Genomic DNA, 12,152 nt, shown 5'->3' on the forward strand with positions numbered 1-12,152 from the left:
CGGCGAGGCTGCGCGTCGACTCGGAAATCGGCGCCTGTGGATGAATGGCGTCCGGCGGCGCTCAGCCCGCCCGGTGCGCCGCCATGAACGCGGCCGCGCGCGGGGCGAGCGACGCGCCGATCTCGCCGGCCGGGCGCTTGCGTCCCTTCACCTCGAACGAGTGGTTCGCCTCCTCGATCCATTCGAGCGTCGCCGTCGGGCCGATGCGGGCGACGACCTCGTCGAGCTGCTCGTTGGGGATGGCGAACGGGTCGTTGCGTCCCTGTAGGAACAGCATCGGCACGGTGATGCCCGGCAGGTGCTCGTCGCGCGCCTTCTCGGGGCGGCCGGGCGGGTGCAGCGGGTAACCCAGGTAGATGAGCCCCGCCGCCGGCATGCCGTCGGCGACCGCCATCGATGCCATGCGTCCGCCGAACGACTTGCCCGAGGCCCAGATCGGCTCGCCCGCGCCGCCGGCGCCAGCGCCCGAGCCGCCGGCGCCGCCGGCCCGCTCGGCCGCGGCGGCGAGCGCCGCACGCCAGGTCGCGATCGCGATGGGCGGCCGGTCGGGGAACCGGCGCTTCGCCTCGCGGTACGGGAAGTTGAAGCGCAGCGTCGCGTAGCCGAGGTCGTGCATCGCCCGGGTGAAGCCCGACATGAACGGATGCTCCATGCCGGCTCCGGCGCCGTGCGCCACGACGATCGTGGCCGCGGCATCCGTCGGGCGCGAGTACACGCCCGACACGGGCGTGCCGTCGACGTCGATCGTGATGGCGGTCTCGGACGAGGTCGAGGCGGTCATGCCTCAATCGTGCCGCATGGCGTCGTCGTCAGGCATGGGCCGGTCGGCCCGACGCGCCGCCCGCCGCCGCTCGATCGCGGCGTACCACCGGAACATCTGCGGCATCAGCCAGTACGCCGCGATCGGGACGACGATGAGCGTCACCACGAACGCCCGCAACACGGGATGCCAGTCCGCGATCATCGGCGCGAGCAGCACGCTCACGATGGCGACGAGCGGGAAGATCGTGAGCCAGACGATGAGCGCGCTGACGTGGATGTTCGGCGGCTTCGGGCGCGCAGGCGGCGCAGGTGCCGGTGCCGACATCGACGCAGGTGTCGGCGGCGTCGGATCCACCGGCGCCCGGGAGTTCGGCACGGGCGAGCCGTGCTCGGGGGGTGTCACGGTCATGTGTTCGGCTCCGCGATGCGGGCGAGGCCTCGGAATGCGGCCGAGCCGCCCGGAGACGACCGACCGCCTCCATTGTCCTCCCGGTCCAACCGCACCGCTAGGAGCTGAACACCTCGAAGATGCCGCCCACCCCGTCGAGCACCGCGCCGGTGCCGTCGACGAGGTCGCCGACCGCGGCGATGAGCTGCACCGCCCCGCCGGCGGCGTCGACGGCCGTCGCGACGTCGTGCAGCGCGTCGACCCCGTCGACCCCGTCGACGATGAGCCCTGGGTCCCGCGCGACGAGTCGGTCGTGTTCGAGCCTGAGCTGCCGGATCCACTCCCGTTCGATCCCGAACAGCACCGCGTAGGGGAGGAGGCGCTCGTGCAGGTGGTAGCGGGCGAGGGCCGGATCCTCGCCATCGCTCGGCACGAGATCGGCCCCGGTCGGCGACTGCAGCATGCGCAGGCGGTCGGCCTCGGCGAGCTCGAGGTACTGCCGCAGCCCGTCGAGGTGCTCGCGCCGCGGGCGCGCGGGCGGCAGGAATCGGCGCCACGACGCCGGCGTCACCACGATCGTGCCGATCGTCGCCACGAGCGCGACGAGGGTCAGGCCGAGTGAGGCCACGTCGCCGTCGATGAGCGCGAAGACGATCAGCAGTGCCTCGACGAGCATGCCCAGGTAGGCGAGGCTGCGCAGCGTGACGCCCGGCCAGGTGGTGCGGCGCGGGGCGATGAGCCCCTCGCGGGCGAGCGCGTGCTCGGCGTGCTGCACGAGGATGCGGAGCCGCCCGGTGAGCGCACGCCGCTCGGCGGAGAATCGCCGCACCCGTCCGGGCGTGTGGTCGGGACCGAACAGCGCCTCGAGCAGCGTGAGCTCATCGGCCGTGAACACGACGTTCGGCAGCACCTCGACGCCGATCGGCTCCCGCTTCGCGCCGGCGAGCAGCCGCACCTTGCGCTTCACCGCCAGGTCGATGAGCATCGCGGATGCCGCGCGCCGATCCGCGTCGACCAGCAGCGCGTCGTGCAGCACCGTCGAGCCGCGCTGCGGCGCGTACTGCACGATGAGTCCGGTCACGCGCTGCGCGGCGATCGCACGGGCGACGAAGCCGAGCCCGAGGATGAGGCACGCAGGTGCGATCGCGAGCGCGATGACGGCGGGGAGCACGGGCTCAGTCTAGGGATGCCGCCGCAACCGGTGTCATGGCGTTGACAACCGCGGCAACGGTGCGGTCGTCGGGCGCGAGCGATCCGCCTACGAGCCCTCGGCGAGCACCCGGTCGAGCGTGTCGACGAAGAATTCGGCCGAGGCGCGGTCGATGCACAGCGGCGGCTTCGTCTTCAGCACGTTCTGGTGGTCGCCCGTGGGCTGCATGACGATGCCGAGCTCGAGCAGCCGGTCGCAGATCGCGCGCGTCTCCTCGGTCGCGGGCTCGAGCGTCTCGCGGTCGCGCACGAACTCGACGCCGAGGTAGAGGCCGAGGCCGTGCACGGCGCCGATGAGCGGATGCCGCGTCGCGAGCTCGGCGAGCCGGCCCTTCAGGTGCGCGCCGACCTCGGTCGCGTTGCGCTGCAGTCCTTCGTCACGGAACGCGTCGAGCACCGCGAGGCCGGCCACGCTCGAGGCCGGGCTGCCGCCGGTCGACGAGAAGAAGTAGCCCTGCGTGCGGAAGCGCTCCGCGATCTCGCGCGTCGTGATGACCGCGCCGAGCGGGTAGCCGTTGCCGGCTGCCTTCGCCACGGCGACGATGTCGGGCACCACGCCCTGCTGCTCGAAGCCCCAGAACCATTCGCCGAGACGCCCATAACCGGCCTGCACCTCGTCGGCGATCGCGAGTCCGCCGGTCTCGCGCACGGCCGCGTACACCTCGGCGAGGTAGCGGTCGGGCAGGGGGATGCCGCCGGCGTTGCCGGAGAAGGTCTCGGCGATGAACGCGGCGGGCAGGCGATCGGATGCCGCGAGCTCGCGGATGCGGCGGGCGGCCTCGGGCGCGTAGCGCGCGGCATCCGCGCCCCGATGCAGCCCACGGAACGGGTTGGGCGCGTCGAGCACGTGCACCCAGTCGGGCCGGGTCGCGAGCGCGTTCGGGTTGTCGGCGATCGAGGTCGAGACGGCGTCGGAGCCGTAGGTCCAGCCGTGGTACGCCTCGAGGATCGACACGACGTCGCGGCGTCCGGTCGCGGCGAGCGCGACGCGGATCGCGAGATCGGTGGCCTCCGAGCCCGAGTTGACGAGGAAGACCGTGTCGAGCGGATCGGGCAGCAGGGCCGCGAGGCGCTCGGAGAACTCGACGACGGCGCCGTAGTTGAAGCGCGAGTTCGTGTTCAGCGTGCGCAGCTGCTTCGCGACGGCGGCGGCGAGCTTCGGGTGACCGTGGCCGAGCGGCGTCACATTGTTCACCATGTCGAGGTACACGCGTCCGTCGGTGCCGACGAGGTGCTCGCGCCAGCCCCGCTCGATGCGCGGAGGCGCGTCGTAGTAGTGCTCCTGCACCTCGGCGAACGCCCGGTCGCGTCGCTCGATGAGCGCCGCGGCATCCCGAACCGGTGGTCGAGGAGCGCCCGGCGAAGCCTCCCCCGGTGGTCGAGGAGCGCCCGGCGAAGCCGGACGCGTATCGAGACCCATGATGGGCGCCGGATCCCGAGTCACCCCGAGCCACCCGGCCGCATACTCCGGTCGCACCAGATGCGGCACTCTCGGACCGTCGGGCTCCTCGAGCCGGATCCGGTGACGGGTCCGTGCGAGCATGTGCCCGTCGAGGATCGTGACGCCGTCGGCGGCCTCTATCACGAGCCGGGTCCCCTCCGGCGCGGCGAGGTGCTGCGGGTCGGCGAACCACACGTCGACGCCGGTCGGGATGGTCGCCGAGGACGTCGTCGCGTGCGTCCGGCTCCCGGTGAGGCGGGGCGTGCCGCGCTCGAGCCAGGCGACGGATGCCCCGGCGTCGAGCGCCGCGAGCGCGAGTCGATCCTCGAGGTCGTGGTCGAGCCACGCGCCGGCGTCGACGTCGTCGGAGGTGATCGAGACGTCGAGGCGGACGGCCGACGTCGCGACCCGGTCGTCGAGTAGCGCCGCCGGAGGCGACGATGCGAACCGGTCGTCGAGTAGCGCCGCCGGAGGCGACGCGTATCGAGACGCATCGCCGTCGGGTCTCGATACGGGTCCGGCTTCGCCGGGCCCTACTCGACCACCGGGCGTGTCGAGCGCGTCGGCGATCACCGCCGTCATGACCGCGGTTGGCACCGAGACGGCCTGCTCGAACATACGCCATTCGCGTTCGATGCCGCTCGCGGCATATGCGTTCTCGCCGCCGTCGAGCTGCACCTGGTGCTCGCCGCTCACCACGAGCGCGGCGCCGCGCAGGACGACGATCGGCCAGAGCGCCGCGACCTCCTCAGGCGACAACGGGCGAAGCGCGTGGAACGCCCGGATCGCGGGCAGCACCGAGGCCGGCTCGGCTCCCGCGTGGTGCAGCAGCGACGTGATGGTGATCGCCAGCTCGGCGACCGCCCAGCTGCGCGTCACGTCGCCGAAGTCGATGATCCCGTCGGGCAGGCGGATGCCGCGCTCGGTCGTGCACACGACGTTGTCGTCGGTGAGGTCGAGGTGCACGGCCTGCAGCGGCAGGTCGGATGCCACGACGGAGAGCTCGGCCCAGGCGGCGGTCGCGGCATCCGTCACCTGTCGCCGTCGGGCCGGGTCGGGGTGGTGCGGCGCGAGGAGCTCGACGACGCGGTCGGCGTGCCGGGGGTCCCACTGCAGCACGCGGTCGAGCCCGTCGTGATCGAAGTCGGCGAGCGCGAGGTTCGTGCGGGCGGCGAGTTCGCCCATCCTCGCGATTGTGGCGGGCGAGAGGTACGCGCCGCCGGTCAGGGTGCCGCCGTCGAGGTGCTCGATGATGCGGATGCTGAGCGGGCCCTCGCTCGTCTCGGCGACGATCGAACGGGGTGTGCCCGCGGCATCCGTCGTGGTCGTCGCGATGCGCACGGCCGGCGCGTTCGCGGCGATGTGATCGGCGGCCTGCTCCTGGGCGGCCAGCTCGACCGCGGTGAACGCCGGGTTCGTGATCTTCACGACGCCGACCGGCTCGCCGTCGACCCGCGCGAGGAAGTTCTGGTCCTGCTGGCTGCCGAGCGGCGAGAGCTCCGCGACGATCCCCCAGCGCTCGCGCACGATCGACGCCACCTCGTCGGCCGGCAGGTTCGGAGCAGGCAGCTCGCCCGCCCCGAAGAAGTCGAACCCCCGCAAGCCCGCGCTTCCCTGCGACATCCGCGCCCCTTTCCGCTCTCGACGATAGCCAGCCGCGCCTGCCGCTGAGAATGTGCGCGGTGGCGAGGAGCGCCGTCTGCGTTCGCCATGGCGACCTGTGGGGCGCGTCGACGTCGGCGTTCCGGTCGGAGTGCTGGCCCGCAGAAGTCAGTGCCGAAGTTCCGAAGTGCCGAAGTGCCGAAGTGACGAAGTGCCGAAGGTCCGAAGTTCCGAAGGTCTCGACGACTGCTACGAGGAGATCGGGGCGCGGCGGCGGCGCACCTCGATCGCGACCCGCGCGGCGACCGTGGCCAGCACGACGGCGGCAGCCGCGATGATGGCGGCGATGCCGGTCGCGGTCGACTCCGGGGCGTCCGTGAGGCGGGCGATCCCGATCCAGGAGAGACCCCACGCGATCGACAGGGTGGGGGCGATGCGCCCGCGGTCCCAGGTGGCGAGGGCGACCCCGACGAGGCCCGCGACCCCGACCACGGCGACCGCCCAGGTCTCGGCCGGAATGCCCCAGCCGTCGAAGCCCGCGGCGACCAGCGCGGCCGTGACGTTCGCGGCGGTCGCGACGATCACCCAGCCGAGGTAGAGCCCGACCGTGCCGTCGGTGACCAGGGCGTCGAGCGCGCTTCGCGGCGGGACGGCGAGGCAGCGCCGGAAGGCGGCCACGAGCACCACGAGCAGCGCGACGATGATCGGCACGCTGAGCCAGAGCAGGTCGAACTGGATGCTGAGGATCCACGCCGCGTTGAGCAGGAGCGAGGCGGCGACGAGGTAGCCGATGCGGCGGTGCCGGTCCTCGGTGCGCTGCGCAGGCAGGAACTGCCACACCGCGTACGCGAGGAGTCCGAAGTAGATGAGCGACCAGATGGAGAAGGCGCCCGTTCCCGGTGCGATGAGCGTCGCATCGGCTGCGAGCGCTCCGCCCGCGGCATCCTGCACCGGCGTGCCGCCCGCCGCGCCCGACCCGATGAACGACCCGACCACCGCCAGCAGCGCGCTCACCGCGACCGAGAGCTGCCGGGCGAGATCGCCGCTCCGGGTCGTCGTCGCTGCCGTGTCGGTCGTCGCCATCGCTGCCGCTCCTGCCGTCGCCTCGTCGTTCCCGGTCGGTTGCAGGCCAGCCTAGGCAGCCGGTGGCGGCGCGGCGTCGAACTTCCGATTGACGGGCACGCCGGCCCGTCACTCCTCGGCGCCGAGCTCCTCGCGGATGCGACGCAGGTCCTCCATGAGCGAGCCGACGAGGACCCAGTGCGCGGTCTTCGGCGCCGCGATGACGAGCGCGGAGGTGAGGGCCGGCGTCTCGGAGGTGAGCGGCTCGGGTTCGGGCTCGGCCACACGGGCGGCGAGGCGCACGTCGTGCGCGACGCGGCGCAGCTGCTCCGCGATGGCGCGCACCGTGGGCTCGTCGTGCAGGCTGGCGTCGTAGTGGTCGGCGAACGCGCGGGTCATCCCGATGAGCTGCGTCACGATCGGGCTGAGCTGCTCCAGCAGCTCGCGGAGCTGGGCGAGCTCCTCACGGTGCGCGGAGCGCCGTGGGTTGAGGGTCAGCGACTCCTGGCCGTCATCGATCGCGGCATCCGCGGCATCCCGCATCGGCCGCAGCAGCCGTGCCTCGATCATGAGCGACTCGAGCTCGGCGGGCGTGCGATTCGTCTCGAGGGCGTGGGCGAGGCGGTCGACGGATGCCGCGAGCTCACCGCCGAGGCGGGCGAGCGCGTCGCGGGCCGGTGCGACGGCCACAGGCGGAACGATGAGCGCGTTGATGATGATGCCGATCGCCGCGCCGATGAGCGTCTCGAGCACGCGATCGAGCGCGTACTCGGGCGAGGACGCGCCGAGGGCGAGCACGAGCATCGCGCTGATCGCGACCTGGTTCGACGTGCCGGGCGTCATCTTCAGCGCCCACGCGACGAGCATCGCGACGACGATCGCGACGAGGATGACCCACGTCGTCTGTCCGAAGGCGAGCGAGATTCCCGTGGCGATGAGCACGCCGAGGATGACGCCGATCGAACGCTCGATCGCCTTGCCGAGCGACTGGTTCACGCTCGGCTGCACGACGAGGAGGGCCGCGATCGCCGCGAACACCGGCAGCGGGCCGGGGATGAGCCAGCCGGCGACGAGCCAGGCGGCGATCGTGGCCACCGCCGACTTCAGGACCTGCAGGATCGGGACGCGCTTGGTGGCCCGGAACGTCGCCGTGATGCCCATGCCCTCAGGCTACGCGGCAGCACCCGGCGGTCGAGTAGCGCCCGGCGGAGCCGGACGCGTATCGAGACCCTCTCGCCGCGTCTCGATACGCGTCGCGCTTCGCGCGGCGCTACTCGACGACCGTTCAGCGGAGCGAGGAGAGCGCGTCCGGGATCGGATCGTCGCCCGACACGACCTCGAACTGCGTGCGCGAAGCCGCGCCGGTCTCGAGGAGCGACGCGATGATCGCCGCGACGTCGGCGCGGGGGATCCGTCCGCCGCCGGGCACGACATCGGCCGCCCGCACGTGCCCGGTGCCGGCGTCGTTCGTGAGGGAGCCCGGCCGGACGATCGTCCAGTCGAGGTCGCGCGAGCGGACCGAGGCATCCGCTTCGCTCTTCGCACGCAGGTAGAGCTGGAAGATGTCCTGCGAGTCGGGGTCGAAGCGGTCGGTATCGATGGCCGAGATCACGATGAGTCGCGGCACGCCCGCGGCCTCGGCGGCGTCGGCGAGCAGGATCGCCGCGTCGCGGTCGACGGTGAACTTGCGCTCGGCGGTCGAGCCGGGCCCGGCGCCGGCGGCGAACACCGCGGCATCCGCGTTCTTCAGCACCTGGCCGACCTCGGTGACGGATGCCTCCTCGAGGTCGAGCACGACGGCGGCCGCGCCCGTGGCGTCGACGTCGGCCCGGTGCTCGGGGTTGCGGATGATGGCGATGGGCTCGTGCCCGGCTTCGACGAGCAGGCGTTCGAGGATGAGGGCGATCTTGCCGTGGCCTCCGGCGATGACGACGCGCATCCACCCAGTCAACGCGCGTGGGTCGGGTCGCGCAACCGGTGGTCGAGTGGCGCCCGACGAAGTCGGACGCGTATCGAGACTCATGTCCGATCTCGATACGCGTCGGCGCTCCGCGGCGGCGCTACTCGATCACCGGGGACGGCGTCGGAGGCCCCCGATAGCGTGGACCGCATGACGTCGCTCGCAACCGACCTCGCCCGCCTCGGCGTGGAGTTCTGGGAGTGGCGGGACGCCACGTCGTTCCGCACGTCCGACGACATCCCGCGCGTGGAGCGGCCCGACGGCTGGCTGCCGCGCTTCGACCCGGCGGCGATCGACGAGTTCCGCCTCGAGCTCGAGGGCTTCGCCGCGCGCTGGCGGGCGATCGACGACGAGGGCGTCGGCGCGCTGCCGATCCCCGACCAGGTCGACCACCGCCTCCTCGGCGCGGCGCTCGCGCGCGTGCACTGGGAGCTCGACGTGCTGCGCAACCAGGAGCGCGACGCCGTGTTCCTCACGTCGCAGGTGCTCGGACCGTGGTTCGACCTGCTGCTCCCGCCCCCGCCGTTCGACGCCCGACGGCAATCCGACCTCGTGCGCGTGCTCGAGGCGGTCCCGGCCGGCGTCGACCAGGCGATCGCGAACCTCGAACGCGCCGGAGTCGCCACGCTCGCCCGTGTCGCGGCGGCCGAGCTCGACGACATCGGCGCGCGGCTCGCCCGGTCGGTCCACGCGGTGCGCCCGCTGACGGATGCCGCGACCGCCGCCGCGCTCGCCGCAGCCCAGCCCGCCGCGAGCGACGCGCTCGAGCGCTACCGGGAGTGGCTCGCGGCATCCGCCGGTCGGCTCGGGCCCGACGTGATCGTCGGACGCGACGCCTTCGTCTGGTACCTGCGGCACGTGGCGCTCGTGACCGCCGAGCCCGAGGAGCTCGTCCGCGCGGCCATGCAGGACTACCGACGCAGCGTCGTCGGGGAGCTCGTGCTGCGCACCCGCTTCAGCGGTCTGCCCGAGCCCGAGCTCGCGGAATCCGCCGAGGCCGAGTCGGCCGACCAGGCCGAGCTCGAACGCGAGGTGCGCGCGTTCACCGAGGCGGCGGGTCTGCTCAGCCAGCCCGACTCGCTGCGGCGTTACCTGTACGCGCCGACGCCCGACTACCTCGAGCCGCTCGCGTTCCTGGGTGTGAACGACGACCTCACGAGCATCCGCCGGGTCGACGACGATGCGACGTCGTACGTGCCCGGGCCGTCGCCCGACCTGCCGTACTTCGCCGCGGCGAACGCGCGCGATCCGCGGCTCGGCATCATCCACGAGGGCGCGCACAGCCAGCAGCTCGCGCTGTCGTGGGCGCAGCCGAACCCGATGCGCCGGCACTTCATCGACTCGGTCGCCAATGAGGGCATCGCGCACTACAACGAGGAGCTCATGCTCACCGCGGGGCTCTTCGCCGACAAGCCGCACTCGCAGGCGATCGTGCACAACTTCATCCGGCTTCGGGCGCTGCGCGTCGTCGTCGACGTGAACCTCGCCACCGGCGTGTTCAGCCTGCCCGAGGCCGTCGAGTTCTTCGTGCGCGAGGTGCCCATGGACGTCGGAACCGCCACCGAGGAGACCGCGTACTACGTGGCGACGCCGGGGCTCTCGATGGCGTACCACGTCGGCAAGCAGGAGGTGCTGCGCCTCGTGACGGATGCCGCGGTCGCGGCCGCCGCTGACGGGCGCGAGTTCTCCGTGCGCGACGTGCACGACTTCGTGTGGCGCAACGGCAACGTGCCGCTCTCGCTGCAGCGCTGGGAGCTGCTCGGCGACCGCACCGACGTCGACCTCCTCGATGCCGCGGGCCGCTGGGACGCGGCGCTCTAGTCGCGTACCAGCCCCTGCCGCACCAGGCTCTCAGCCGAGGCGAGAATCGCCTCCTCGTTCGAGCGCGGGTGCCAGTCGAGCATCCGCTCGGCCTTCGCGTGCGACGCGTACGGCCGGCGACCGAGCTGCGGCAGGACCGCGCGCACGTCGGGGTCGAAGCGCGCGGCGAGGCGTACGACCCAGCTCGGGACCGCGCGCGTCGGCACGTGCCGTGCCGCGTCGCCGAGGTGGTCGCGGAGCAGGACGGCGAGCTCGCGGAACGGCACCGGATCGCCGGCGACCGCGAGGAATCGCTCGCCCGCGGCATCGGGATGCGTCATGGCGGCGAGGTGCAGCGCGGCGACGTCGCGCACGTCGATGGCGTTCGTCGCGGCATCCGGGATGCCGCGCACCTCGCCGTTGAGGAACGTCAGCAGGAGCTGCAGCGACGACGACAGGTCGCGGCCGAGCGTCGGGCCGAACACCGCCACCGGGTTGACGACGGCGAGCTCGAGGCCGGGCGCCTCGCGGTCGATGAAGTCCCACGCGGCGCGCTCGGCCGCGGCCTTCGACCGCACGTACGGCGTGAGGCGCTCGTCGGCCGGGTCGGTCCAGTCGTCCTCGGTGTACGGGCGACCGGGATGCGGCGCGCCGTAGCCGACCGCGGCGAACGACGAGGTGAGCACGACGCGTCGCACCCGCGCGTCGTGGGCGGCCCGCAACGCGCGCACGGTCCCGTCGCGGGCGGGCACGATGAGCTCGTCGGGATCCTGCGGCTGGGTCGCCGGGAACGGCGAGGCGACGTGGAGCACGTACGTCGCCCCGGATGCCGCGTCGAGCCAGCCGTCGTCGTGCAACAGGTCGAGCTCGGCGAACTCGACGCCCGCGGCATCCGCGCCGCCCTCGGCCACCATGGCGCGCACCTCGTCGGCCCGCGCGAGCGACCGCAGGCTGGTGCGGACTCGGTACCCGGCCTCGAGGAGCTGCACGATGCAGTGCACGCCGATGAAGCCGGAGCCGCCGGTCACCAGCACGAGTTCTCCGCTCATACGGCCCATCCTGCTCCGGCGCGGCATCCGTGTCACAGATCGGCGGGCCGCGCGGTCGGAGCTTCTGGAACGGGGTGGCGGATGCCCCGACGGAAGGGAACATCGTGAAGATCGTCATCATCGGCGGAACCGGGCTCATCGGGTCGAAGGTCGCCCAGCGGCTCACCGCGCAGGGGCACGAGGTCGTGGCGGCCGCACCGAACACCGGGGTGAACACGCTCACGGGCGAGGGCGTCGCCGAGGCGCTCACCGGCGCGCAGGTGGTGATCGACGTGTCGAACTCGCCGTCGTTCGCGCCCGACGACGTGCTCGCGTTCTTCGAGACCTCGACGAACACCCTGCTCGCGGCCGAGCAGGCGGCCGGCGTCGGGCACCACGTCGCGCTGTCGATCGTGGGCTCCGACGGGCTGCCCGACAGCGGCTACATGCGGGCGAAGGTCGCACAGGAGCGGCTCATCCGCGACGGCGGCGTGCCGTTCACGATCGTGCACGCCACCCAGTTCATGGAGTTCGGCAAGGCCATCGCCGACGGCGCGACCGACGGCGACACGGTGCGCATCGCGCCCGTGAAGTTCCGGCCGATCGCGTCCGATGACGTGGCCGACGCGGTGGCCGCGGTCGCGACGGGCGAGCCCCTGAACGCCGACGTCGAGATCGCCGGGCCCGAGGAGTTCCGCTTCGACGAGTTCATCGCCGACGCGCTCGCGGCTCGCGGCGACGAGCGCACGGTGGTCGCAGACCCCGACGCCGAGTACTTCGGCACGAAGCTCCACGACGGCTCGCTGGTGCCGGCGGATGCCGCGACCGCGCGTCTCGGCGCGACGACGTTCGCGCAGTGGAAGGCGGCGCAGGCCGCGGCGCCGGCGCGCTGACGGCCGG

The 12,152-nt window shown here is 72.8% G+C and carries 10 protein-coding genes; 2 read left to right on the forward strand and 8 right to left on the reverse strand.

Annotation, left to right across the window (positions count from 1 at the left end; translation table 11 throughout):
* Positions 1-61: 61 nt before the first annotated feature.
* From ACWEOH_RS10760 to ACWEOH_RS10790, 7 genes are all read right to left on the reverse strand, one after another.
* The gene (locus ACWEOH_RS10760) at positions 62-781 is read right to left on the reverse strand and encodes an alpha/beta hydrolase family protein (protein ID WP_452030766.1); all 720 of its coding nucleotides are present in this window, start codon (positions 779-781) and stop codon (positions 62-64) included.
* 3 nt (positions 782-784) lie between these two features.
* Positions 785-1,171 (reverse strand): hypothetical protein, encoded by a 387-nt coding sequence (locus ACWEOH_RS10765; RefSeq protein ID WP_452030768.1) that lies wholly within the window; start codon positions 1,169-1,171, stop codon positions 785-787.
* Between the two features lie 97 nt (positions 1,172-1,268).
* Positions 1,269-2,321 (reverse strand): DUF2207 family protein, encoded by a 1,053-nt coding sequence (locus tag ACWEOH_RS10770; RefSeq protein ID WP_452030770.1) that lies wholly within the window; start codon positions 2,319-2,321, stop codon positions 1,269-1,271.
* Between the two features lie 87 nt (positions 2,322-2,408).
* Positions 2,409-5,423, reverse strand: coding sequence for an aminotransferase class III-fold pyridoxal phosphate-dependent enzyme (locus ACWEOH_RS10775; protein WP_452030772.1), 3,015 nt, complete (start codon positions 5,421-5,423; stop codon positions 2,409-2,411).
* Between the two features lie 228 nt (positions 5,424-5,651).
* Positions 5,652-6,485, reverse strand: coding sequence for a tryptophan-rich sensory protein (locus ACWEOH_RS10780; protein WP_452030774.1), 834 nt, complete (start codon positions 6,483-6,485; stop codon positions 5,652-5,654).
* 108 nt (positions 6,486-6,593) lie between these two features.
* Positions 6,594-7,625 carry an FUSC family protein gene (locus ACWEOH_RS10785; protein WP_452030776.1) on the reverse strand — a complete coding sequence of 344 codons (1,032 nt, stop codon included), beginning with the start codon at positions 7,623-7,625 and terminating at the stop codon, positions 6,594-6,596.
* Positions 7,626-7,749: 124 nt separating this feature from the next.
* Positions 7,750-8,403, reverse strand: a complete 654-nt coding sequence (locus ACWEOH_RS10790; RefSeq protein WP_452030778.1) for an NAD(P)H-binding protein — start codon at positions 8,401-8,403, stop codon at positions 7,750-7,752.
* 171 nt (positions 8,404-8,574) lie between these two features.
* Between ACWEOH_RS10790 and ACWEOH_RS10795 the strand changes: the two genes are divergently transcribed.
* Positions 8,575-10,245, forward strand: a complete 1,671-nt coding sequence (locus ACWEOH_RS10795; protein WP_452030780.1) for a DUF885 family protein — start codon at positions 8,575-8,577, stop codon at positions 10,243-10,245.
* On the opposite strand, the gene ACWEOH_RS10800 is transcribed toward ACWEOH_RS10795, so the two are convergent.
* Complete coding sequence (locus ACWEOH_RS10800; protein WP_452030782.1) at positions 10,242-11,273, reverse strand: SDR family oxidoreductase; 1,032 nt, start codon at positions 11,271-11,273, stop codon at positions 10,242-10,244. The two genes, ACWEOH_RS10795 and ACWEOH_RS10800, sit on opposite strands and share 4 nt — an antisense overlap.
* A 104-nt stretch (positions 11,274-11,377) precedes the next feature.
* On the opposite strand from ACWEOH_RS10800, the gene ACWEOH_RS10805 reads away from it, so the two are divergent.
* Complete coding sequence (locus tag ACWEOH_RS10805; protein WP_452030784.1) at positions 11,378-12,145, forward strand: SDR family oxidoreductase; 768 nt, start codon at positions 11,378-11,380, stop codon at positions 12,143-12,145.
* Positions 12,146-12,152: the final 7 nt, after the last annotated feature.

This window comes from Agromyces sp. NPDC004153, from assembly GCF_053603635.1.